This window comes from Pseudonocardia nantongensis, assembly GCF_046546495.1.
Lineage (GTDB): Bacteria > Actinomycetota > Actinomycetes > Mycobacteriales > Pseudonocardiaceae > Pseudonocardia > Pseudonocardia nantongensis.
This window is the reverse complement of sequence record NZ_JBKGXT010000007.1, coordinates 197,294-221,331: the sequence shown is the minus strand read 5'-3', so window position 1 is coordinate 221,331 and position 24,038 is coordinate 197,294. Positions and strand designations below refer to the sequence as shown.

Annotated in this window: 20 protein-coding genes; 13 read left to right on the top strand and 7 right to left on the bottom strand. The window is 73.5% G+C overall.

What is annotated here, in order from left to right; all coding sequences use genetic code 11:
- Positions 1-2: 2 nt before the first annotated feature.
- Both ACLFMI_RS10140 and ACLFMI_RS10135 read right to left on the bottom strand, forming a co-directional pair.
- Complete coding sequence (locus ACLFMI_RS10140) at positions 3-1,142, bottom strand: N-acetylglucosamine-6-phosphate deacetylase (protein ID WP_410947506.1); 1,140 nt, start codon at positions 1,140-1,142, stop codon at positions 3-5.
- Positions 1,139-2,149 carry an SIS domain-containing protein gene (locus tag ACLFMI_RS10135; RefSeq protein WP_410947555.1) on the bottom strand — a complete coding sequence of 337 codons (1,011 nt, stop codon included), beginning with the start codon at positions 2,147-2,149 and terminating at the stop codon, positions 1,139-1,141. The genes ACLFMI_RS10140 and ACLFMI_RS10135 overlap by 4 nt, the downstream gene beginning before the upstream one ends.
- Positions 2,150-2,280: 131 nt before the next feature.
- Between ACLFMI_RS10135 and ACLFMI_RS10130 the strand changes: the two genes are divergently transcribed.
- The 7 genes from ACLFMI_RS10130 to ACLFMI_RS10100 all read left to right on the top strand — a co-directional run bounded on the left by ACLFMI_RS10130 (position 2,281) and on the right by ACLFMI_RS10100 (position 9,385).
- A complete protein-coding gene (locus ACLFMI_RS10130; RefSeq protein WP_410947505.1) occupies positions 2,281-3,003 on the top strand; it encodes a GntR family transcriptional regulator in 723 nt (240 codons plus the stop codon).
- Complete coding sequence (locus tag ACLFMI_RS10125; protein WP_410947504.1) at positions 3,000-3,968, top strand: N-acetylglucosamine kinase; 969 nt, start codon at positions 3,000-3,002, stop codon at positions 3,966-3,968. Before ACLFMI_RS10130 ends, ACLFMI_RS10125 begins: the two co-directional genes overlap by 4 nt.
- The gene (murQ, locus tag ACLFMI_RS10120) at positions 3,965-4,900 is read left to right on the top strand and encodes an N-acetylmuramic acid 6-phosphate etherase (RefSeq protein WP_410947503.1); all 936 of its coding nucleotides are present in this window, start codon (positions 3,965-3,967) and stop codon (positions 4,898-4,900) included. The genes ACLFMI_RS10125 and murQ overlap by 4 nt, the downstream gene beginning before the upstream one ends.
- Entirely contained in the window at positions 4,897-6,138 is a 1,242-nt protein-coding gene (locus ACLFMI_RS10115; RefSeq protein ID WP_410947502.1) for an anhydro-N-acetylmuramic acid kinase, read from the top strand. Before murQ ends, ACLFMI_RS10115 begins: the two co-directional genes overlap by 4 nt.
- Before the next feature lie 39 nt (positions 6,139-6,177).
- Positions 6,178-7,668 carry a sodium:solute symporter gene (locus tag ACLFMI_RS10110; protein WP_410947501.1) on the top strand — a complete coding sequence of 497 codons (1,491 nt, stop codon included), beginning with the start codon at positions 6,178-6,180 and terminating at the stop codon, positions 7,666-7,668.
- Positions 7,669-7,721: 53 nt separating this feature from the next.
- Positions 7,722-8,960: a cysteine--1-D-myo-inosityl 2-amino-2-deoxy-alpha-D-glucopyranoside ligase gene (gene mshC, locus ACLFMI_RS10105; RefSeq protein ID WP_410947500.1), complete on the top strand. Its 1,239-nt coding sequence runs from the start codon at positions 7,722-7,724 to the stop codon at positions 8,958-8,960.
- Between the two features lie 62 nt (positions 8,961-9,022).
- On the top strand, positions 9,023-9,385 hold the full coding sequence (locus ACLFMI_RS10100) for a DUF2237 family protein (RefSeq protein WP_410947499.1): 363 nt from the start codon (positions 9,023-9,025) through the stop codon (positions 9,383-9,385).
- Here the strand turns inward: ACLFMI_RS10100 and ACLFMI_RS10095 are convergent.
- A complete protein-coding gene (locus ACLFMI_RS10095) occupies positions 9,375-10,484 on the bottom strand; it encodes an MFS transporter (RefSeq protein WP_410947554.1) in 1,110 nt (369 codons plus the stop codon). The genes ACLFMI_RS10100 and ACLFMI_RS10095 overlap by 11 nt on opposite strands.
- A 29-nt stretch (positions 10,485-10,513) precedes the next feature.
- A complete protein-coding gene (locus ACLFMI_RS10090; RefSeq protein WP_410947498.1) occupies positions 10,514-11,404 on the bottom strand; it encodes a PAC2 family protein in 891 nt (296 codons plus the stop codon).
- 162 nt (positions 11,405-11,566) lie between these two features.
- Here ACLFMI_RS10090 and metH point away from each other — a divergent pair, with 162 nt between their 5' ends.
- The 4 genes from metH to hisG all read left to right on the top strand — a co-directional run bounded on the left by metH (position 11,567) and on the right by hisG (position 17,348).
- On the top strand, positions 11,567-15,199 hold the full coding sequence (gene metH, locus ACLFMI_RS10085) for a methionine synthase (RefSeq protein ID WP_410947553.1): 3,633 nt from the start codon (positions 11,567-11,569) through the stop codon (positions 15,197-15,199).
- Positions 15,192-15,881 (top strand): HAD family hydrolase, encoded by a 690-nt coding sequence (locus ACLFMI_RS10080; RefSeq protein ID WP_410947497.1) that lies wholly within the window; start codon positions 15,192-15,194, stop codon positions 15,879-15,881. The genes metH and ACLFMI_RS10080 overlap by 8 nt, the downstream gene beginning before the upstream one ends.
- 232 nt (positions 15,882-16,113) lie before the next feature.
- Complete coding sequence (locus ACLFMI_RS10075; protein ID WP_410947496.1) at positions 16,114-16,377, top strand: phosphoribosyl-ATP diphosphatase; 264 nt, start codon at positions 16,114-16,116, stop codon at positions 16,375-16,377.
- A 77-nt stretch (positions 16,378-16,454) separates the two neighbouring features.
- Positions 16,455-17,348 carry an ATP phosphoribosyltransferase gene (hisG, locus tag ACLFMI_RS10070; RefSeq protein ID WP_410947495.1) on the top strand — a complete coding sequence of 298 codons (894 nt, stop codon included), beginning with the start codon at positions 16,455-16,457 and terminating at the stop codon, positions 17,346-17,348.
- Between the two features lie 18 nt (positions 17,349-17,366).
- On the opposite strand, the gene ACLFMI_RS10065 is transcribed toward hisG, so the two are convergent.
- Positions 17,367-18,218, bottom strand: coding sequence for a thioesterase family protein (locus ACLFMI_RS10065; protein ID WP_410947494.1), 852 nt, complete (start codon positions 18,216-18,218; stop codon positions 17,367-17,369).
- Entirely contained in the window at positions 18,215-19,093 is an 879-nt protein-coding gene (locus ACLFMI_RS10060; protein ID WP_410947552.1) for a RecB family exonuclease, read from the bottom strand. The genes ACLFMI_RS10065 and ACLFMI_RS10060 overlap by 4 nt, the downstream gene beginning before the upstream one ends.
- Before the next feature lie 116 nt (positions 19,094-19,209).
- On the opposite strand from ACLFMI_RS10060, the gene ACLFMI_RS10055 reads away from it, so the two are divergent.
- Together ACLFMI_RS10055 and arc are read left to right on the top strand one after the other, a co-directional pair.
- Positions 19,210-20,109: a tRNA (adenine-N1)-methyltransferase gene (locus ACLFMI_RS10055; RefSeq protein WP_410947493.1), complete on the top strand. Its 900-nt coding sequence runs from the start codon at positions 19,210-19,212 to the stop codon at positions 20,107-20,109.
- Positions 20,110-20,401: 292 nt separating this feature from the next.
- On the top strand, positions 20,402-22,183 hold the full coding sequence (gene arc, locus ACLFMI_RS10050; RefSeq protein ID WP_410947551.1) for a proteasome ATPase: 1,782 nt from the start codon (positions 20,402-20,404) through the stop codon (positions 22,181-22,183).
- A gap of 66 nt (positions 22,184-22,249) precedes the next feature.
- Here the strand turns inward: arc and ACLFMI_RS10045 are convergent, their stop codons facing one another.
- Positions 22,250-23,950, bottom strand: coding sequence for an SLC13 family permease (locus ACLFMI_RS10045; protein WP_410947492.1), 1,701 nt, complete (start codon positions 23,948-23,950; stop codon positions 22,250-22,252).
- Positions 23,951-24,038: the final 88 nt, after the last annotated feature.

The window sequence follows — 24,038 nt, the reverse complement described above, 5'->3', positions numbered from 1 at the left end:
GGTTATCGCGGTCTCGACCGCGATAACCACTCACGGGCCTGGAACACGGCCTCCACCCGCAGGTCCGGATCGAGCAGGACCAGATCGGCGCGCGCCCCCGGGCGCAGGTGCCCGATGTCGCCCCGGCCGAGCAGGCCGGCCGGGGTGCCCGAGGTCCAGGCGACGGCGCGGGCCAGCGCCGCGGACCGCGGCCCGGGATGGGCCGCCACGACGTTGCGGAACAGCGCGTCGGCGGTCGCGGTGGACCCGGCGATGGTGCCGCCGGGCCGCCGGGCCACCCCGCCGGAGACCTCGACGGCCAGCCCGCCGAGCCGGTAGTCGCCGTCCGGCATCCCGGCCGCGGCCATCGCGTCGGTCACCGCGGCGACCCGGCCGGGCGCCGCACCGGCGACGATCTCCCACAGCGCCGGGTGCACGTGCACGCGGTCGGTGATCAGCTCGACGACCGCGCGCGGGTCGGCGAGCAGCGCCCCGGCCGGGCCGGGGTCGCGGTGGTGCAGCGGCCCCATCGCGTTGAACAGGTGGGTGCCGACCCGGGCGCCGGCGTCCAGCGCGCGCCGGGACAGGTCGTGGCCCGCGGTGGTGTGCCCGACGGCGGCCAGCGCGCCCGCCGCGGCCACCGCCGCCACCGCGTCGAGGCCGCCGGGGAGCTCGGGCGCCAGGGTCACCATCGCGACCGCCCCGGTGTCCAGCAGCGCGCCGAGCTCGGCCGGATCGGGATCGCGCAGCAACGCCGGATCGTGCGCGCCGCACCGGTCCGCGGCCAGCCACGGGCCCTCCAGATGCACCCCGGCCAGCACGCCGTCGTCGAGCAGCGGGGACAGCGCCCGCACCGAGCGGGCCAGCTCGTCCGGGGCGAGCGTGACCAGGGAGGCCAGCAGCGTCGTCGTGCCGTGTGCGGCGTGGAACGCGGCCGCGCGCGCCGACCCGTCCTCGTCGGTACCGAACGACGCGCCGCCTCCGCCGTGGCAGTGCAGGTCCACGAACCCCGGCACGACGACGGCGGCCCGCCGGTCCGGCGGGCGCGGCGGCGTGCCGGTCCCGGTGCCGGTCACCCGGCCGTCCTCGCAGGCGATCCAGCCGGGCCCGGCCGGGGCGTCGCCGTCCACGGCGAGCAGGTCGGCGGCGACGAGCAGGCTCACCGGGTCTCCGTCACCTTGTGCAGGCCGCGCGGGGCGTCCGGGTCACCGCCACGGGCGACGGCGACGTGCCGGGCCAGCATCTGCAGCGGGAGGATCTCCAGCAGGGGCGCCAGCTCCTCGGCCGGCGCCGCGGGCAGCGCGAGGTCGCCCGCGTCACCGACCCGCAGGACGTCCGCGTGCCGGGCGGCGAGCGAGTCCAGCACCGGGGCCATCGCGTCGCCACCGGCGCCGGGGGAGACCACCGCCAGCACCGGGACCAGCGGGTCGACCAGGGCCAGCGGGCCGTGCAGCAGGTCCGCCCCGGAGAACGCCTGCGCCGAGACGTAGGCGGTCTCCATCAGCTTCAGCGCGGCCTCCCGGGCCGTCGGGTAGGAGTAGCCGCGGCCGGTGGTGAGCAGCCGTTGGGCGAACCGGTAACGGGCGGCCAGGGCGGCGACCCGGTCGTCCCGTGCCAGCGACTGCTCGCCGAGGTCGGGGAGCGCGTCCACGCCCGGGTCCGGCGCGCCGAGGATCCGGGAGACGAGCAGGTGCAGGGCCAGCAGCTGCGCGGTGTAGGACTTGGTCGCGGCCACCGCCCGTTCCGGTCCGGCGAGGACGTCGACGTGCGCGTGTGCCGCGTCGGCCAGCGCCGACGCCGCGTTGTTGGTGACCGCCACGGTGAGCGCACCCTGGCCGCGGGCGACCTCGACGCACTCGAGCAGGTCCGGCGACCCGCCGGACTGGCTGACCGCGATCAGCAGCACGTCGCGCAGGTCGGGCCGGGCGGCGTAGGCGGTGAGCGTGGACGGCGACACGAGCCCGGCCGGCAACCCGAGCCGGATCTCGGTCAGGTACTTCGCGTAGAGCGCCGCGTGGTCGCTGGTGCCGCGGGCGGCGAACAGCACGAACCGCGGGGACCGGGCCCGGGCCAGCCCGGCGGCACGGTCCACACCGGACGCCCCGTCCGGGCCGGCGGCGTCCAGCAGCCGCTGCCAGGCGGCGGGCTGCTCGGCGGTCTCGGCGGCCATCAACGCACCGGGGGCCACGGCACTCCTCGGGTCGGCTCGACGATCAGGTGAGTGGACCACTGGTCCGGCCGAAGGCTTGCAATCCGGCGGCAAAAACTGTACCACTGGTCCACCTTTTCCGGGAGGGGACGATGAAGTACCGGCGGCTGCACGACGAGCTGCGCGAACGGGTGGAGGGCATGGCGGCCGGTGAGCCGCTGCCCCCCGAGCGCGAGCTGGCCCGCGAGGTGGGGGTCAGCCGCACGACGCTGCGCCGGGCGATCGACGAGCTGGTCTCGGCCGGGCGGCTGCGCCGCAGGCAGGGGGCCGGGGTGTTCGCGGTCGGGCCGCGGATCGGGCAGGAGCTGACCGCGACGTCGTTCTCCGCCGACATGCGGGCCCGCGGGTTGGTCCCGGCGACCCGGATCGTCGAGTTCGAGGTCCGCCCGGCCGGGGCCCGGCTCGGCCGGCGGCTGGAGGTCTCCCCGGACGCCCAGGTCGTCCGGGCGCTGCGGCTGCGGCTGGCCGACGGCGAGCCGATGGCCCTGGAGACGCTGCACGTGCCGGCCGGGCTGGTGCCCGGGATGGACGCGGCGGCGCTCGCCGAGTCGTCGTTCTACGAGCTGCTGGCCGGGTACGGCCACGAGGTCGCGGGCGGCCGCCAGTCGATCGAGCCGACGGTCACCGACCCGTCCGAGTCCGCCCTGCTCGGGGTGCCCGTGCACAGCCCGGCGCTGCTGTTCGAGCGAGCCACCCGGGACGCGGACGGGCGGGTGCTGGAGTTCGTCCGTGCCGTCTACCGCGGCGACCGCTACCGGATCGAGACCGAGATCGCGCCGGTCGGCGCGCGGACCGGCACGGAGCCGGTCCGGTGACCCGGCTGCTGCTGCTCGACGTGGGCAAGACCGGCTGCCGGGCCGCGCTCGTCGAGGCCGGGGTACGGGTCGCGTCCGGGCAGGCGCCCGGGGCCGGTGGGATCGCCGAGGCCGACGGCCCGGCCCGGGCGCTCGGCGCGATCGCCGCCGCCACCGAAGGCTGGCCGGCCCCGGACCGGATCGCCGCCGGGCTGGCCGGCCTGGCGAGCGCGCCGGGGAGGGCCGGCGCGCTCGCGGCCGGGCTGCGCGCCCGGTTCGGGGCCGCGGTCGAGGTGCTGCTGGGCAGCGACATGACGCTCTGGCACGCCGGGGCGCTGGGCGGCGCCCCGGGCGTGGTGCTGGCCGCCGGTACCGGCACCGTCGCGCTCGGCGTCGACGCCGGCGGCCGCTCGGCCCGGGTCGACGGCTGGGGCCACCAGCTCGGCGACGACGGCAGCGGGTACGCGATCGGTCGCGCCGGGCTACGCGCCGCGCTGCGGGCACAGGACGGGCGCCCCGGCGGTTCGAATGACCTGCTCGCCCGGGTCCGCGCCCGGTTCGGCGACCCGGACGGCGTCCCGGCCCGGATGTACGGCGCTGCCAACCCGGCCCGCGAGATCGCCGCGTTCGCGCCGGACGTGCTGGCCGTCGCAGCCGTCGAGCCGGACGCCGACCCGGTCGCCGCCGGGATCGTCGGACGGGCCGCCACCGACCTGGCCGACGCCGCGGCCGCCGCCGCGCACCGGCTGCAGCTGCCGGCCCGCCCCACGGGCGTGCAGCCGGTGGCCTGCGGCGGCGGGCTGCTCGCTGCCGGCCCCGTCCTCACCGGCCCGCTCGACGCCGCCCTCACCGCCCGCTCGCTGACCCGCACGACCCCGCTCGGGGACGCCCTCGACGGCGCCCGGCTGCTCCTGGAGGACCCGCACGTGCCGCACCACGCCCTGCTCACCGCGGCGGAGACCCCCGCACCCGGAGGTGCCCGGTGACCCGCGCGGAGCGGCCCGAGGGCCTCGGCGCGCTGGCGACCGAGCGCTCCCGCCCCGACCTCGCGGACCTGGACCGCTGGTCCACCCGGGCGGTCGTCGACCTGATCACCGCCGAGGACGCCGGTGTCGTCGACGCGGTCCGGGCCGAGGCGGAGCGGATCGCCGCGGTCGCCGACCTGGCCGTGGCCGCGCTGCGCCGCGGCGGGCGGCTGGTCTACGCCGGCGCCGGGACCGCGGGCCGGCTGGCGGCACTCGACGCCACCGAGCTGCCCCCCACCTACGGCGTCGGCGACGGCCGGGTCCGCGCCCTGCTGGCCGGCGGCCGCGCCGCGGTGACCGCCGCGGTGGAGGGCGCCGAGGACGACACCGACGCCGGACGTGCCGACCTGGCCGCCCTGAGCCCCGGCCCGGACGACGTCGTGCTCGGGATCAGCGCATCCGGTCGCACCCCCTACGTCCGGGCCGTGCTCGCCGCGGCCCGGGAGGCCGGCGCCGCCACCGCCTCGGTCGCGAACAACCCGGGCAGCCCGATCGCCGGGCAGGTCGACGTCGCGATCACCCTGGACACCGGCCCCGAGATCGTCGCCGGATCCACCCGGATGAAGGCGGGCACCAGCCAGAAGATGCTGCTCACCGCGCTGTCGACGGCGGTGATGGTGCGGCTGGGCAAGGTGCACGGCAACCTCATGGTCGACGTCGCCGCCACCAACCGGAAGCTGCGCGTGCGCGCCGAGCGGATCGTCGGCGAGGCCACCGGCGCCGCGCCGGACGAGGTCCGCGCCGCCCTGGACGACGCCGGCGGGCACGCCAAGACCGCGATCGTCGCGCTGCTGGCCGGGGTGCCCGCGGCCGGGGCCGCGGCCCTGCTCGAGCGGGCCGGCGGGCGGGTCGCCGACGCGATCGCCGGTGCCGCCGGGGAGGCGGAACGGTGATCGTCATCGGGCTCTCGTCGGGCACCTCGGTGGACGGCATCGACGTCGCCGCCACCCGGCTCGTGCTGGACGGCGACGCCGTCGTCCTGACCCCGCTCGGCCATCTCGAGATCGCGTTCCCGGACGGCCTGCGCAACGCCGTGCTGGACGCGCTGCCGCCGGCACCGACCACGTGCGAGGCGGTCTGCCGGATCGACACCGCGCTCGGGCAGGCTTTCGCCGACGCCGCCCGGCGCGGGATCGACGAGCTGGCCGGAGGCCGCGCCGACCTCGTCGTGAGCCACGGCCAGACGCTGTTCCACGACGTCGCCGACGGCGCCGTGCACGGCACCCTGCAGCTCGGACAGCCCGCCTGGATCGCCGAGGCGACCGGCCTTCCGGTCGTCTCCGACCTGCGTGCCCGCGACGTCGCCGCCGGTGGTCAGGGCGCACCGCTCGCCTCGGTCCTCGACGTGCTGCTGCTCGGCGACCGGGTCGCCGCCGCAGGCGCGCCGGCGGCGGCGCTGAACCTGGGCGGGATCGCGAACGTGACCGTGGTGGGCGCGGGGGAGCCGACGGCCTTCGACACCGGCCCGGCGAACGCCCTGCTCGACGCGGCGGTCCGCCGTGCCACCGGCGAGCACCAGGACACCGGCGGGGTCCGCGCGCTGCGCGGCACCGCGGACCCGGACGTGCTCGCCGCGCTGCAGCGCGAGCCGTTCTACGGCCGTCGCCCGCCGAAGAGCACCGGCAAGGAGCTCTTCGACCCCGGTTACCTGGACCGGGTGCTGGCGGGCTCCGCGCTGCTCGACCCGGCGCGGGTGGCGGACCTGCTGGCCACGCTGGTCGAGCTGACCGCGGTGACGGTGGCGGACGCGCTGCGCCCGTACGGCGTCGCCGAGGTGCTGGTCTCCGGCGGGGGAGCGCGCAACCCGGCCGTCGTCGCCGCGCTGGAACGGCGGCTCGCCCCCGCGCGGCTGCGGCCGGTGGAGTCGGCCGGGCTGCCCGGGGACGGCAAGGAGGCCCACCTGTTCGCGCTGCTGGGCTTCCTGACCTGGCACGGCGTCGCCGCGACCGTCCCGACCTGCACCGGGGCCCCCGCCCCGACCCTCGCCGGGCGGATCAGCCCCGGCGCCGGGCCGCTGCGGCTGCCCGATCCGGCATCGCCGCCGTCCCGGCTCCGGGTCGTCCCGCCCGCCCGCACCACGTCCACACCCGGCCCGACCAGACCCGGCCCGACCAGACCCGGCCCGACCTGACCCTTCCGGCACCGCCGGACCGACCACCGGGAGCCGCCCGTGCGCACCCTCGATCTCGTCGTGATCGTCGTCTACCTCGTCCTGTCCCTCGGGATCGGGCTCTGGATGGCGGGCCGGCAGAAGAGCAACGAGGACTACTTCCTCGGCGGCCGGGAGCTGCCCTGGTGGGCGATCGCGTTCTCGGTGGTCGCCACCGAGACCTCGGCCCTGACCGTGATCAGCGTCCCGACCGTCGCCTACCTCGGCAGCCTCACCTACCTGCAGCTGGCGCTGGGATACCTGATCGGCCGGATCGTGGTGGCGTTCGTGCTGCTCCCGCGCTACGCCACCGGGAAGCTGACCACCGCCTACGGCTACCTGGGGCAGCGGTTCGGGCGGGGCATGCAGGGCACCGCCTCGGTGGCGTTCCTGCTGACCCGGCTGCTGGCCGACGGGGTCCGGATGTTCGCCGCCGCGATCCCGGTGAAGGTGATCCTGTCCGGGATGGGCATCGAGGTGTCCTACTTCTGGATCATCGTGGTGCTCTCCCTGGTCACCGTGGCCTACACCTGGCTGGGCGGGATCAAGGCCGTGGTCTGGACTGACGTGCTGCAGATGGCCATCTACCTGGTCGGCGGTGTCGCGGCGCTGGTCGTGATCGCCCCGCGGCTGCCGTCCGGGTTCTGGGACGACGCCGTCGCCGGCGGCAAGACGACGTTGCTGGACTTCACCTCGAACCCGGTCAGCGCGCCGTACGCGTTCCTCACCGCGGTCGTCGGCGGCGCGTTGCTGTCGATGGCCAGCCACGGCGTCGACCAGATCATCGTCCAGCGGCTGCTGTCCTGCCGCAGCGTCCGCGACGGGCAGAAGGCGGTGATCTTCTCCGCGGTGATCGTCGGCGTGCAGTTCGCGCTGTTCCTGGTGGTCGGTCTGTTCCTGTGGGGCTACTACCGGGGCGCGACACCGGACCAGCTCGGCGTCGGGACCGGGGACGAGATCTTCCCGCGGTTCGTGGTGCAGGACCTGCCGCCGGGGATCTCCGGGCTGGTACTGGCCGGCATCCTGGCCGCCGCGATGTCGACGCTGAGCTCCTCGCTGTCGGCCCTGTCGTCGTCGACGGTGATCGACCTGGTGCAGAGGCTGTCCCGCCGCGAGCTCGCCCCCGCGCAGGAGATCCGGCTGTCCCGGATCACCACGCTGGCCTGGGGCCTGGTGTTCATCGTGTTCGCGAACCTGTTCACCTCGACCGAGGACCCGGTCGTCGAGCTGGGCCTGTCGGTCGCCGGGATCACCTACGGCGGTCTGCTCGGCGCGTTCGCGCTCGGCATGTTCGTGCCGCGCTCCCGCCAGCTCGACGCGATCATCGGGTTCGCGGTCGCCGTGGTGGTCATGGCGTCGCTGTTCCTGCTCGCGCCGGACGCCGTCGGGTTCACCTGGTACACCGCGATCGGCCTGGTCATCACCATGGTCCTGGGCACGCTGCTGTCGCTGCGGCACCGCACCCCGGCGCCGGTGGAGCCCGTGTCGGACCCGGCGCCCCCGGGTGCCTGAGCGCACCCGCCGCGCACCCCACACCGCACCGGCGCGCAGGTAGGTTGACGAGCATGGAGACATGGGCCCCGACCGACCTACCGGCGCTGCAGGGCAGCGGCCCCGCGCTGCGGCTGCACGACACCGCGACCGGCCGGGTACGGCCGACCGCGCCCGGGCCGGTCGCCACCATGTACGTCTGCGGGATCACCCCCTACGACGCCACGCACCTCGGTCACGCCGCCACCTACCTGGCCTTCGACCTGGTGCACCGGCTGTGGCGCGACCTCGGCCACGAGGTGCACTACGTGCAGAACGTGACCGACATCGACGACCCGCTGCTGGAGCGCGCGGCGCGCGACCAGGACGACTGGGTGGTGCTCGGGCTGCGCGAGACGGCGCTGTTCCGGGAGGACATGGAGGCGCTGCGAGTGCTGCCGCCGCGCCAGTTCGTCGGGGCGGTCGAGGCGGTCCCGGAGATCGCCGAGCTGGTCGCGAAGCTGCTCGCCTCCGGCGCCGCGTACCGGCTCGACGACCCGGAGTACCCGGACGTCTACCACGACGTGACCGCCACCGGGCACTTCGGTTACGAGTCGAACTACGACCACGACACGATGGTCCGGCTCTCCCGGGAGCGCGGCGGCGACCCGGACCGGCCGGGCAAGCGCAGCCCGCTGGACCCGGTGCTGTGGCGGATGGAGCGCCCCGGCGAGCCGGCCTGGGAGTCCGACCTCGGGCGCGGCCGGCCGGGCTGGCACGTCGAGTGCACCGCGATCGGCCTGAACCGGCTCGGCTCGCAGGTCGACCTCAACGGCGGCGGCTCGGACCTGATCTTCCCGCACCACGAGTGCGGCGCGCTGCACGCCGAGTCGCTCACCGGCGAGCACCCGTTCGCCCGGCACTACGTGCACACCGGGATGATCGGCCTGGACGGCGAGAAGATGTCCAAGTCGCAGGGCAACCTGGTCTTTGTCTCCAAGCTGCGCAACTCCGGGGTGGACCCGAACGTCATCCGGGTCGCGCTGCTCGACGGGCACTACCGGGCCGACCGGTCCTGGACCGATGAGGTGCACGCGCTGGGGGAGAAGCGGGTCGCCCGTTGGCGCGAGGCCGTCTCGCTGGACGCCGGGCCGGACGCCACCGAGCTGGTCGCGAAGCTGCGCACACACCTGGCCGACGATCTCGACACCCCTGGTGCCCTGGCCGCCGTCGACGCCTGGGTGGACGAGGCGCTGACCCGCCGCGGGACCGACCCGGCCGCGCCGCAGCTGGCCCGTACCGCCCTGGACACCCTGCTCGGCGTCGCACTCTGATCCCGGGTACCGGCGGCGCCCGAGGACCGCGGAGCACCCGGGGTCCGTGGTCGAATGGCGGCATGGCGCACAACGTTCTCGGCGGTGAGCTGGAGAGCTGCTCGACCGACCCGCTCACCGGCTTCTACCGCAACGGCTGCTGCGACACCGGCGGCGAGGACGCCGGCGTCCACACGGTCTGCGCCCGGGTCACCGCGGAGTTCCTGGACTTCTCCCGCGAGCGGGGCAACGACCTGTCCACCCCGCGCCCGGAGTTCGGATTCGCCGGGCTGGCGCCGGGGGACCGGTGGTGCCTGTGTGCCGACCGCTGGGCCGAGGCGCTGCGCGCGGGAGTCGCCCCGCCGGTGGTGCTCGAGGCGACGCACGCCCGCACCTGCGAGTGGGTCGACCTCGACGACCTGCGGGCGCACGCGGTCAGTCGCTGACCTCGCGCACGCGCGCGCGGTCCAGTACGGCGGGCACCCCGGCGGCCAGCAGGCCCGCCGGCACGAGGAACCCGGCCACCGGGTCCGCGTGGTAGATCGGCGTGATCGCCACCGGGGAGGCCGCGGTCCCGGCGAACCGGACCGCCTGCACCACCGACACCGCGCCACCGCTGTTCGGCCCGCCCGATCCCAGGACCAGCGCGTTCACCCCGACGAGGATCAGCTGGCTGCACACCCCGGCCGCCGCCCAGAACGCGACGACCGCCCACAGCACCGGGGCGATCCCGACCCCGGCCACCAGCAGCCCGCCGCCGACCGCGCCGGCCAGCACGCACCGCTGCGGTCCGAGCCGGTCCACGGTCCCGCCGATCAGCCGGGCCGTGAGGATCCCGGCGATCCCGAGCGCGGTCAGCACCAGCCCGCGCGGCCCGGCGCCGAGCCCGAACTCGTCCTCCAGGCGCAGCGCGAGCAGGAAGTTCAACCCGGCCAGGCAGCCCCAGCCCAGCCCGGCGACGAGTCCGAGCCGCAGCACCGGTCCGGTCCAGGCCGACCGCAGCCGCGGGGGCGAGGTCCCGGCCGGGACCGGCGAGCCGCCGGGGATCCCGACCAGCGCGAGCAGCAACGCCACCGCCGCGGCCCCTCCGAAGGCCAGCCGCCAGTCGGCCTCGGCGGCGAGCCCGCCGACCAGCGGGGCCGAGGTCTGCCCGGCGGCCTGCAGCGAGCCGAACCAGCCCAGCGCGCGGCCCAGCCGCTCCGGCTCGACCGACGAGGCGAGCGCGGCCAGCAGCAGCGGGGTGGTGAACGCGTTCGCGACGCCCTGCAGCGCCCGGCCGGCCAGGAACAGCGTCCAGGACGCCGCCAGCACGCACGCCAGCGAGGCGAGCACGTAGAGCGCGTACCCGGCGACGACCGTCCGTCCCCGGCCCCAGCGCTCGCCGAGCGTGCCGGAGACCAGCATCACCGCCGCGAACGGCAGCAGGTACGCGGTGATCGATACCGAGGCGGTCCCGGTGGGCACGCCGAAGTCGGCGCCCAGCTCCGGCAGCATCGCGGCCGTGATCCCGCCGCCGAACGGCCCCAGGAACGCTCCGGCGAACAGGGCACCCCGTCGGAGTGCGGGAACGGCGCTCAGGAGTTCGGGCCGCGGCGGCGCAGGTAGCGCTCGAAGTCCGCGGCGATCGAGTCACCGGAGGTGTCGCGCAGTCCCGCCTGGGTGTCCTCGGCCTCCGACTCGGATGCCTGCTCCTCCAGCTGCCGGACGTACTCGCGGACCTCGTCGTCGGCGTCGGCCATCTCGGAGACCGTTCGCTCCCACTCCTCGGCCTTCTCCGGGAGCCCACCGAGCGGCACCTCGACGTCGAGGGCCTCCTCGATCCGGTGCAGCAGCGCGACCGCGGCCTTGGGCACCTGGGCCTGCGAGACGTAGTGCGGCACCTCGGCCCAGTACGACACGGCCGGGATCCCGGCCTGCACGCAGGCCTGCTGGAAGACCGCGACGATGCCGGTCGGGCCCTCGTAGTTCGCGGGCTCGGTGCCCATCCGGGCGAGCGACTCGGCATCCCACGAGGTGCCGTTGACCGGGGTCGGTCGGGTGTGCGGAACCTCCGTGAGCAGGGCGCCGAGGGTGATGACCTTCGTCACGCCCAGGCGCTGGGCATGTCCGACCAGCTCGGCGCAGAACGAGCGCCAGCGCAGGTTCGGCTCGATCCCGTTCACCAGGACGACGTGCCGGTCGGTGCCGGGCAGTGTGGCCCACGACAAACGTGTCGTCTGCCACTCGATCCGGCGGGTCACGCCGTCGGAGAGCTTCACGTGCGGGCGCGTCACCTGGAAGTCGTAGTACTCCTCGGGGTCGATCGACGTCAGCGACTCGGCGTCCCAGGTGAGTTCCAGGTGCTCCAGGGCGGTGCTCGCGGCCTCTCCGCCGTCGTTCCAGCCCTCGAACGCGGCGATGAGGACCGGCTCGACCATGGCGGGCGTGTCGCCGGTTCCCGCGGTGCTCGGCTCTCGGTCGGTCATCGGTCCAGCCTACGACCCCGGAGGCTCAGAACCCGGTCGAACTCCCGTCAGCAGGTAGCCTGACCGATCGTGTCATCTACGACGGGAGCGGATCACGCGGTGAGCACCTCTTCGGACGGCGAGAACACAGCCGGTCACGCGGACCCTGAGCGGGTCAGCCGAGTGGAGCAGAAGACCCAACAGCTCAGAGAGCTACTCGGTGAGCGGATCGGAGTCATCGACGGTGCCTGGGGCACCGTCATCCAGGGACTGGGGCTCACGCCCGACGACTACACGGCGGACTTCCTCGCCGAGCACCCGAAGGACACCAACGGTGACCCGGACGTGCTGAACCTGACCCGTCCGGACCTGATCCTGGACGTGCACCGCCGGTACTTCGAGGCCGGCGCGGACCTCACCACCACGAACACCTTCACCGCGACGAGGATCGGTCAGGCCGACTACGCGCTGGAGGACTATGCGGACCGGATGAACGCGGAGGCCGCACGGCTGGCCCGGCAGGCCGCCGACGAGGCCGAGGAGTCCACCGGCGAGCCGAAGTGGGTCGCCGGATCGATCGGCCCGCTGAACGTGACGCTGTCGCTGTCGCCGAAGGTCGAGGACCCGGCCTTCCGCGCCGTCACGTACCAGCAGGTCTACGACTCCTACGCCGCGCAGATCGCGGCGCTGGACGCCGGTGGCGTGGACATCCTGCTGATCGAGACGATCTTCGACACGCTGAACTCCAAGGTGGCCCTGCAGGCCGCGCACGACGTCGCGCCGCACCTGCCGATCTGGATCTCGGTGGCGATCGTCGACCGGTCCGGGCGGACCCTGTCCGGGCAGACCGTGGACGCGTTCTGGACCTCGGTCCGGCACGCGCAGCCGCTGGTGGTCGGCCTGAACTGCTCGCTGGGTGCGGACGAGATGCGCCCGCACGTCGAGGCGCTGTCGCAGATCGCCGACACCTTCACCGCCAGCTACCCGAACGCCGGCCTGCCGAACGCGTTCGGTGGCTACGACGAGACCCCGGAGCAGACCGCGGCGCTGCTCAAGGAGTTCAGCGAGTCCGGGCTGGTCAACATCGTCGGCGGCTGCTGCGGCACCGGGCACGACCACATCCGCGAGATCGCGTCCGCGGTGAAGTCGATGCCCCCGCGCGCGCCCGTCGAGGCGCCGGAGAAGACCCGGTTCTCGGGCCTGGAGCGGTTCGAGATCGGTCCGGACACCGGCTTCGTGATGATCGGTGAGCGGACCAACGTCACCGGCTCCAAGCGGTTCCGCCGCCTCATCGAGTCGAAGGACTACAACGGCGCGCTCGACGTGGCGCTGGACATGGTCCGCGGTGGCGCCAACATGCTCGACGTCAACATGGACGCCGACCTCCTCGAGTCCGAGGAGGAGATGACGACGTTCCTGAACCTGCTGGCCACCGAGCCGGAGATCGCCCGGCTGCCGATCATGATCGACAGCTCCCGGTGGCGGGTGGTCGAGGCCGGTCTGAAGTGCGTCCAGGGCAAGGGCGTGGTCAACTCGATCAGCCTCAAGGAGGGCGAGGAGCAGTTCCTCTCCCAGGCCCGCACGGTGCGCTCGTACGGCGCAGGTGTCGTGGTGATGGCGTTCGACGAGACCGGTCAGGCGGACACCGCCGACCGCAAGGTCGAGATCTCCGGCCGGGCCTACGACCTGCTGGTCGCGGACGGCTTCCCGCCCGAGGACATCATCTTCGACCCGAACATCCTGGCCATCGCCACCGGCATGGAGGAGCACAACAACTACGCGAAGGACTTCATCGAGGCCTGTTCGCGGATCAAGGAGCGTTGCCCGGGCACGCACATCTCGGGTGGTGTCTCGAACCTGTCGTTCGCGTTCCGCGGCAACAACGTGGTGCGCGAGGCGATGGACTCGGCGTTCCTGTTCCACGCCATCAAGGCCGGCCTGGACATGGGCATCGTCAACGCCGGGCAGCTGGCGGTCTACCAGGACATCCCGGCGGACCTGCTGGAGATGGTCGAGGACATCCTGTTCAACCGGCGCCCGGACGCCACCGACCGGCTGGTGGAGAACGCCGACCGGTTCAAGGGCGAGGGCACCCGCCGCGAGCAGGACCTGTCCTGGCGGGAGAACGACGTCCAGGCGCGCATCTCGCACGCGATGGTGCACGGCATCGTCGACTACATCGAGGACGACGCCGAGGAGGCCCGCGCGCAGGCCACCCAGGCCCTCGAGGTGATCGAGGGCCCGCTGATGGACGGCATGAAGATCGTCGGTGACCTGTTCGGCGACGGGAAGATGTTCCTGCCGCAGGTCGTGAAGTCGGCCCGCGTGATGAAGCGGGCGGTCGCCTACCTCGAACCCTTCATGGAGAAGGAGAAGGAGGAGGCGAAGGCCCGCGGCGAGATCCAGTCCGAGCGGGGCAACGGCAAGGTCGTCATGGCCACGGTCAAGGGCGACGTGCACGACATCGGCAAGAACATCGTCGGCGTCGTGCTGGGCTGCAACAACTACGAGGTCATCGACCTCGGTGTGATGGTCCCGGCCCAGACGATCCTGGACACCGCGGTCGCCGAGGACGCCGACGTGGTCGGCCTGTCCGGGCTGATCACGCCGTCGCTCGACGAGATGGTCGGCGTGGCCGCCGAGATGGAACGCCGCGGGCTCAAGCTCCCGCTGCTGATCGGCGGCGCCACCACGTCGAAGCAGCACACCGCGGTCAAGGTCGCTCCGGCCTACGACGCCAACGTGCTGCACGTGCTCGACGCGTCCCGGGTCGTCGGTGTGGTGTCCGACCTGCTCGACGACGACCGGGCCGAGGCGCTGGCCAAGACCAACGACGAGGACCAGGAGCGGCTGCGCGAGCAGCACGCCGGGCGCGAGCAGAAGCCGCTGCTGAGCATCGAGGAGGCCCGCGCCAACCCGGAGCAGGTCGAGTTCGACGACCTGCCGACGCCGGAGTTCACCGGGACCCGCGAGTGCACGCCCTCGATCGCCGAGCTGCGGGAGCTGATCGACTGGCAGTTCCTGTTCCTGGCCTGGGAGATGAAGGGCAAGTTCCCGCAGATCCTGGACGAGCCGGTCGCCAAGGAGCTCTACGACGACGCCAACGCGATGCTGGACGACATCATCGCGAACGACCGGTTCAGCGCGCACGGCGTCTACGGGTTCTGGGCGGCGCACGCCGAGGGTGACGACGTGGTCGTCTCGCCGGACTCGGGGGACGTGCGGATCCCGATGCTGCGCCAGCAGACGAAGAAGCCGCTCGGTCGGGCCAACCGCTGCCTGTCCGACTTCGTGGCCCCGGAGGGCGACCACCTCGGTGCGTTCGCGGTGGCCATCCACGGTGCCGACGTCATGGCCAAGGAGTACGAGGACGCCCTCGACGACTACAAGTCGATCATGGTCAAGGCGCTGGCCGACCGGCTCGCCGAGGCCTTCGCCGAGTACGCGCACCGGCAGGCCCGCCGCGAGTGGTTCGAGCCGGACGCCGACCAGCCGATCGACGAGCTGCTCGGCGAGAAGTTCCGGGGCATCCGCCCGGCGTTCGGCTACCCGGCCTGCCCGGACCACGTCCAGAAGCGTCCGCTGTTCGACCTGCTCGGGGCCGAGGACCTGGGGATCGCGCTGACCGAGTCGTACGCGATGACGCCGGCGGCCGCGGTCAGCGGGATGATCTTCCAGAACCCGGGCTCGCGGTACTTCACCGTGGGCCGGGTCGGCAAGGACCAGATTACCGACTACGCGGAGCGGCTCGGCAAGGACGTCCCCTACGTCGAGAAGTGGTTGCGGCCGAACCTCGGTTACACCCCCGATGCCTGAGTTGCGGGACCGTCCGGCGGCGGTGCTGCTGGACATGGACGGGACGCTGATCGACTCCGAGAAGGTGTGGGAGGTCGCCCTCAACGACCTCATGAAGCACCTGGGTGCGCCGCCGCTGAACACGGCGGCGCGCCTGGAGTCGGTCGGCGGCTCGCTGGAGTCGAGCCTGCGGATCTGCTTCCGGGAGGCCGGACGGGACACGGTGCCGGCCGGTGAGCAGCGGGAGGCCGGTGCCTGGCTCTACGAGCGGGCCGGCGAGCTGTTCGCGCACGGCGTCCCGTGGCGGCCCGGAGCCCGGGAGCTCCTCGGTGCGTTGCACGCCGAGGGGGTGCCCGCCGCGCTGGTCACCAACACCATCCGGGTGCTGGTGGACCACGCGCTGGAGACCCTGGGCCGGGAGCACTTCGCCGCCGTCGTCCCCGGCGACGAGGTGGCGCATCCGAAGCCGGCCCCGGACCCGTACCGCCGGGGTGCGGAACTGCTCGGGGTGGACCCGGCGGACTGCGTCGCGGTGGAGGACTCGCCGACCGGCGCGCTGTCGGCCGAGCGGGCCGGCTGCGCGGTACTGGTGGTGCCGTGCGAGCTGGCCGTCCCGGCGGGGGAGCGGCGGGTGCAGCGCGACACCCTGTCCGGGGTCACGCCCGCCGACCTCGGTGCGCTCCTGCGCAGCGTCGCGCGCTGACCCGTGTCCCGAGCGGGCCCCTCGCCGCCGCACCCCTGGTCGCGAGGGACCCGCCCGGGCGGCCGCTGCGCGAGCGGGCCCCCCGGGACGACGAACGGCCCCGGCCCGCCGCGGGCGTCACACCGGGTGAACCATCCGGCGCGGTGCGTGGCCCGCACGGCTCCGTACCCCGGGTACCCGATCGCGGCGCGGGCCGCACCGTTCACACTGGTGGCGAAAGGGGTCGATGCACGTGAAGACTTTCGACGGCCTGTTCGCCGAGCTGCAGGCCAAGGCGCAGGAGCGCCCGGCAGGATCGGGAACCGTCGCCGCGCTGGACGCCGGGGTGCACGCCCAGGGCAAGAAGGTGCTGGAGGAGGCGGGCGAGGTGTGGATCGCCGCCGAGTACCAGGGTGACGACGCCCTCGCGGAGGAGGTCTCGCAGTTGCTCTACCGGCTGCAGGTGATCATGATCCAGCGTGGGCTCGGCCTCGAGGACGTCTACAAGCACCTCTGACCCGAACATCTCTGACCGCACCACACCGAACCGACCGCACCACCGACGTAGGACCGACAAGCATTCAGGAGAGCGTCATGCTCCGCGTGGCACTGCCGAACAAGGGCACCCTGGCCGAGCCCGCCGCCACGATGATGCGCGAGGCCGGGTACCGCCAGCGGACCGACTCCCGTGACCTCAGCATCGTCGACGAGGACAACGGGATCGAGTTCTTCTACCTGCGGCCGAAGGACATCGCGACCTACGTCGGCCGCGGGGACCTGCACCTGGGCGTCACCGGCTTCGACCTGATGGAGGAGTCCGGCAGCCAGGTCCAGCCGGTGCTCGAGCTCGGCTTCGGCAAGTCCCGTTTCCAGTTCGCCGCCCCGGTGGACAACGACTGGAAGCTCGAGGACCTGGACGGCAAGAAGATCGCCACGTCGTACCCGCGCCTGGTCCGTTCGCACCTGTCCGGCAAGCGGATCGGTGCCGAGATCGTGAAGCTGGACGGCGCGGTCGAGATCTCCATCCAGCTCGGGCTGGCCGACGCCATCGCCGACGTCGTGTCCTCGGGCCGCACACTGCGCCAGCACGGTCTCGAGGTGATCGGCGAGCCGATCGCGTCGTCGCAGGCCACCCTGATCGAGCGGGAGAAGCGCCCGGACCGGCAGGAGGATTCCGACACCACCGGCATCAAGCGGGTCTTCGCCGAGCGGCTGCGCGGTGTCGTGCTGGCCCGCGAGTACCTGATGATGGACTTCGACTGCCCGGAGTCGTTGCTCCCGGACGTGGAGAAGGTGGCGCCCGGCCTGCAGGCCCCGACGGTCTCGCCGCTGCGCAAGCCGGGCTGGGTCGCGGTCCGGACCATGGTGCCGGCCAAGGAGACCAACCGGGTCATGGACCGGCTCGCCACGATCGGCGCGACGGCGATCCTGACCTCGGAGATCCGCTCCTGCCGGGCGATGACCGTCGAGTCCCCGCTCGACGTCTGAGCGGTCCGCCGGCCGGGCTCAGCGGGCCCGGACGGTGAGAGCCTGGGAGATCCGGCCGGTGTGTCCGTCGGCGTCGAACAGCGTCGCGGTGCAGGTGCCCAGGCCGTCCGGGCCGATCACGGTGGCGGCGTCCACGCCGATCCACTCGCCGGTCGGGGCCCGGTGCAGGTGCACGGTCAGCTCGGTGTTGACGAACAGCCACTCCTGCACGTCCAGCGGGGCGGCCAGGCCGTTCGCGCAGTCGGCGGCCACCATCAGCCGCTGCAGCGCCGACGGCTCCTCGCCCTCGACCAGCGGGACCCGCATCCGGATCCAGCCGCGGCCCGGCCCCGGTTCGGCCAGCCAGCCCTCGATCCAGGCCCACTCCATGGCGTCCATGAACCCGGGAAGCCACCCGGCCGGGCGCTCCTCGCGCACCGTGGCCGCGGCCAGGCCCGGGATCGGGTTCACCTCGCCGTGCGCGACGGCGGCCGTGTCGGAGGCGGCGAGCCGCCAGGCCCGGGCCCGCAGCACGTCCCGGTCACCGGCCCGCATGGTCGCCGACAGCATCTCGATCGTGCGGCCCGGCCGCTCCACCCGTGCGGTCACCGTGAGCGGACCGGCCGGTACCACGCCCAGCACCTCGACGGTGGCCCTGGCGAGCCGCCAGCCGGCCTCGGCGCCGCCGGGCCTGCTCTCCGGGAGCCGCTCCATCGCCCGCACCAGCAACGCCGAGGGCGGGCCCATGTGCTGGGCCTCGGCGAACCACGGGCCGGTGGTGGACGGCGTCGCCTCGACGTCGGCGACGGTGCCGCCGTCCGGGTCGGTACGTTCGCCGCGAGGCAGGTAGAAGGGTCCGGGCGGGATCGGGCTGTGCACGTCCACGATCATGCCTCGCCGCCCGCCGCGGCCGGGTCCCCGGGCCAGCCCGGGTACGGCGGCGGGGTTCCGTCCCAGGCCGGGCAGGCCGCCTTGTGGTCGCAGGTGCGGCAGGCGGAGCCCCGGTTCGGGCGGAAGTCCCCGGTCGGCGCCGCCCGCCGGATCGCGGCCCACACGGCGTCGAGCAGCCGGGCGAACCGGTGCAGCTCGGCCTCGTCCGGTCGGTAGGTCAGCGCGGTGCCGTCGGCCAGGTAGAGCAGCCGCAGCTCGTCCGGCACCCGGCCGCGGGTGAGCAGCACCGCGAGCGCGTAGAACTTCAGCTGGAACAGCACCGATCCCTCGAAGCCCTCGCCCGGTGTCCGGCCGGTCTTGTAGTCGACCACCCGCAGCGTGCCGTCCGGGGCCTCGTCGAGCCGGTCGAGGATCCCGCGCAGCGGGACGCTGCCGGTGCCCCCGTCCAGCGTCGCCTCGACCCGTTCCTCGACCGCCGACGCCGGCACCGCGGCCGGGTCCTCCAACGTGAAGTAGGTGTCCAGCAGCCCCGACGCGGAGTCCAGCCACACGGCGAGTTCCGGGTCGTCCGGCCCGGCGAACAGGGCGGCTGCGTCCGGCCAGGCGGTGGCGAGCTCGTCCCAGCAGGGGCCGAGCAGCGCACGGGCCGCGGCCGGGGTACGCGTCGCCGGGGGATCGGCGAACAGCCGTTCCAGCACCGCGTGCACCAGGGTGCCGCGCACCTGGGCCCGCGACGGCGGCTCGGGCAGCCGGTCCACGGCCCGGAACCGGTAGAGCAGCGGGCAGCGCCGGAAGTCGGACGCCCGGGACGGGGAGAGCGCCGGTGGGCGCCGGGGTGGGGCCTCGACGGCGCCGGCGGTCGCGCCGTCCGGCAGCGGGAGCGGCTCGGGGGCGATCACGGGCTCGAGGCTATCCGGGGCCCCCGACGCTCCCGGCGCGGTCGCCGACCCGGCGCGGGGCCGGGGGCGGTGCGCGGATAGCGTCGTCGTTCGTGCAGGACGCCCTCCCGACCCCCGACGCCGACGATCCCCCCGCCGACGATCCCGATGCCGCCACCTGGGAACCGCCGCGCCGCGGCGGGCCGTTCCGGCCCGGGGACCGGGTGCAGCTCACCGACTCCAAGGGCCGGCGCTACACGGTCGTCCTGGAGAAGGGCGGCGCCTACCACACCCACCGCGGCCAGATCGAGCACGACGACCTGATCGGCGCCCCCGAGGGCAGCCTGGTGCACTCCGCGGCCAACACCCCCTACCTCGCGCTGCGCCCGCGCCTGGCCGACTACGTGCTGTCCATGCCGCGCGGCGCGCAGGTGATCTACCCCAAGGACGCCGCGCAGATCCTGATGTGGGGCGACGTCTTCCCCGGCGCGCGGGTGCTGGAGGCCGGCGCCGGGTCCGGCGCGCTCACCTGCTCGCTGCTGCAGGCGGTCGGACCGACCGGCCGGGTCGTGTCCTACGAGGTCCGCGACGACCACGCCCCGGACGCGATCCGGAACGTCGAGACGTTCTTCGGGCACCGCCCGCCGCACTGGGCACTCACCGTCGGGGACGTCCGCGAGCACCGCGGCGAGGTGGACCGGGTCGTGCTGGACATGCTCTCGCCGTGGGAGGCGCTGGACACCGTCCGGGACAGCCTGGTCCCCGGCGGCATCCTGGTCGGCTACGTCGCGACGACGACGCAGCTCTCGATGCTCACCGAGAAGCTGCGCGAGATGCAGTGCTGGACCGAGCCGGAGGCGTGGGAGGCGATGGTCCGCCCGTGGCACGTCGTCGGGCTGGCCGTCCGTCCGGAGCACCGGATGATCGGCCACACGGCCTTCCTGGTGACCGCCAGGCGGCTGGCGGACGGGGTGAGCCCGCCGCGGCCGCAGCGCCGACCGACGTCGCGCTGAGCGAAGCTTGCGGAGCGAAACACCCGCGCTGAGCGGAGCGAACACCCGCACTGAGCAGGAAACCGGGCGCGGCGCGCCCGGGCGGGAACGAGAAGTTCACAAAGTCCCATCCGTGTGGACGTGGCGGTGACGCGCGCAAAGCCGCAGAGTGACCACATGGTGCCGTCCGGCTGAGGCCCGGATCACCGGTTCGACGCACCATCGCGGTATCCCCGCCCGGGTACCGTGGTGAGACGGAACACGGAGGGAGGCTGCCGTGAACCCCTACGACGACGATCCCGGCAGGCGGGACATCCAGTCTGGTCGCGACCTCAGCCACGCTGAGGCCGCCGAGCACATCCGTCACCTCGAGAGCGAGATCGCCACGCTGCGCGCGCGGCTCACCGAGACACCCCGGCACGCCCGGGTGCTGGAGCAACGCCTGGCCGAGACCACGAGCCGGCTCTCCGCACTGAACGCCCGCAACGAGAAGCTCACCGAGACCCTCAAGGAGGCCCGGGGGCAACTGGTCGCACTCCGCGAGGAGGTCGACCGGCTGGCCCAGCCGCCGTCCGGGTACGGCGTGTTCCTCGGCCGTTACGACGACGAGACCGTCGACGTGTTCACCTCCGGGCGCCGGATGCGCGTCCCGGTGTCCCCGGCGGTGGACGGCAGCACCCTGCGCAGCGGCCAGTCGGTCCGGCTGAACGAGGCGCTGACCGTGGTCGAGGCCATGGGCTTCGAGCAGGTCGGTGACCTGTACTCGTTGCGGGAGATCGTCTCCAAGCCCGGCGACGACGGCAGCGCGGGTCGCGGCCTGGTCGTCGGGCACTCGGACGAGGAACGGGTGGTGTGGCTGGCCGCACCGCTGTTCGACCTCGGGGACGAGGAGGGCACCAGCCCGCTGAAGTCCGGCGACTCGCTGATGGTCGACTCGCGCGCGGGCTACGCCTACGAGCGGGTCGCCAAGGCCGAGGTCGAGGACCTCGTGCTGGAAGAGGTCCCGAACATCGCCTACGCCGACATCGGTGGGCTGTCCCGGCAGATCGAGCAGATCCAGGACGCGGTCGAGCTGCCGTTCCTGCACACCGAGCTGTTCACCCAGTACGAGCTCACACCGCCGAAGGGCGTGCTGCTCTACGGCCCGCCCGGCTGCGGGAAGACGTTGATCGCGAAGGCGGTCGCGAACTCGCTGGCGAAGAAGATCGCCGGTCGGCGCGGCGACAACCCGGACGACGGCCGGGCGTTCTTCCTCAACATCAAGGGTCCGGAACTGCTCAACAAGTTCGTCGGCGAGACCGAGCGGCACATCCGGCTCATCTTCCAGCGGGCCAGGGAGAAGGCCTCGGCCGGTACCCCGGTGATCGTGTTCTTCGACGAGATGGACTCGATCTTCCGGACCCGTGGCTCGGGCGTCTCCTCGGACGTCGAGACCACGATCGTGCCCCAGCTCCTCGCCGAGATCGACGGCGTCGAGGGCCTGGAGAACGTCATCGTGATCGGTGCCTCGAACCGCGAGGACATGATCGACCCGGCGATCCTGCGGCCCGGCCGGCTGGACGTGAAGATCAAGATCGAGCGGCCGGACGCCGAGGGTGCGCAGGACATCTTCTCCAAGTACATCACCGACACGCTGCCCATCCACGACGACGACGTCGCCGAGTTCGGCGGCAGCCGCCGGGCGTGTGTCGACGGGATGATCCAGCGGATCGTCGAGCGGATGTACGACGAGTCGGAGGAGAACCGGTTCCTGGAGGTCACCTACGCCAACGGGGACAAGGAGACCCTCTACTTCAAGGACTTCAACTCCGGCGCGATGATCCAGAACATCGTCGACCGGGCGAAGAAGTCCGCGATCAAGTCGGTGCTCGAGACCGGGCACCGGGGTCTGCGGGTCCAGCACCTGCTGGACGCGATCGTCGACGAGTTCGCCGAGAACGAGGACCTTCCCAACACCACCAACCCGGACGACTGGGCCCGGATCTCGGGCAAGAAGGGCGAGCGGATCGTCTACATCCGCACCCTGGTCTCGGGCAAGAACGAGGCCACCGGCCGGGCGATCGACACCGCGTCGAACACCGGCCAGTACCTGTAGACACCGGTACCCGGGCGTCGGGCCCCGCCGCGATCGCCGCGGCGGGGCCCGTCGTCTGCCGGGGGCTCAGAACTGCAGGCTGAGCGCCCAGCCGCCGAGCAGCCAGGCGAACACCGTGATCAGCACGACCCCGACGACGTTGAGCACCAGTCCGCCGCGGGCCATCTGGCCGATCGTCACCACCCCGGAGCCGAACACGATCGCGTTCGGCGGGGTGCCGACCGGCAACATGAACGCGCAGGTCGCCGCCAGCGCGGCCGGGATGAGCAGGGTCATCGAGTCGGCGCCGATGCCCAGCGCCACGCCACCGAGGACCGGGATGAAGGTGGCCGCCGTGGCGGTGTTGCTGGTGACCTCGGTCAGCAGCAGCACGATCGTGACCACGGCCCCGACCAGCAGCAGGATCGGGAGCACACCGAGGCCGGCGACGCTGTTGCCGATGAACCCGTCCAGGCCGCTGGAGGACACGGCACTGGCCAAGGCGAGGCCGCCCCCGAACAGCAGCAGCACGCCCCAGGGCAGGCCCTTCTGGGCGTCGTCCCAGACCAGGAGCATCCGGTAGGTCCGCGGGCCGCCGGACCGGTCCGCCGCCGGCTCGTCGGGCGGGGTGGTGGCCGCCGGCAGCAGGAACAACACGAGCCCGGCGGCGATCGCGATCGCGGTGTCGTCGAGATCGCCGATCCACGGCAAGACGGCCTCGACGGCGCCGAACTCGGACAGGATGCCGGGCACGATCCAGAGGAACGCGGCCCCGGCGAACACCGCGAGCACCCGCTTCTCGGCGGGGCTGGTCGGTCCCATCTCGTGCAGCTGGCCCTGGATCATCTCCCGGCCGCCGGGGATGTCGGTCAGGCCGCTGCGGAACAGGACCCGGGTGATGATCAGCCAGGCCAGCACGACGAACACCACGACGATCGGGACGCCGAGCTGCATCCAGCCCAGGAAGCTGATCTCGCGGCCCAGCTCGCTGGAGACGTAGCCGGCGACGATGGCGTTCGGCGGGCTGCCGAGCAGCGTCCCGAGCCCGCCGATCGACGCCGACCAGGCCACTGAGAGCACCAGCCCGACGCCGAACGTGCGCACCGCCGGGTCGCGCAGCGTCTCGGTGAGCGGGGCGCCGCGCCTGACCTCGTCGCCGGCGTTGCCGGCCCGTTCGGCCACCAGGGCGAGCACGGACAACCCGATCGGCAGCATCATCAGCGTCGTCGCGGTGTTCGACACCCACATCGACAGGAACGCCGTCGCGATCATCATCCCGAGCACGATCCGGTTCGGCGATGTCCCGACGGTGCGCAGTGTGAGCAGCGCGATCCGCCGGTGCAGGTTCCACTTCTGCATGGCGATCGCGATGAGGAACCCGCCCAGGAACAGGAAGACGATGTCGTCGCCGTAGGCGGCGGTGGCCTCGGCGACGGGCAGCACGCCGAACGCCGGGAACGCGATGATCGGGATCAGTGCCGTCGCCGAGAGCGGGATCGCCTCGGTGACCCACCAGGCCGCCATGAGCACTCCGATGGCGGCGACCGTGCGGGCGTCCGGCTCGAGCGTGGCGGAGGCACCGAGCAGCAGCCAGGTGAGCAGCCCGAGCCCCAGGCCCAGCGCACGCAACGCCCAGGTACGGCCGGGGGAGCGGTCGTCCGCCGCGGTGGCGCCGCCGGTCCCGGGCGGCGGATCGGCTCCCTCCCCGCGCGGCCTGTCGGTCTGCTCGTCGCGCGGGCCGGATTCGCTCTGGCCGGATTCGGTCTGGCCGGATTCGGTCGTGGACATGTGGACGTCCCCCCTCGTGGCCGCCGGATGCGGTACGCACCCGTGTGCGTCCGGGCGGAAGCTACCTGAAAGGACGAATCGTCGCGTG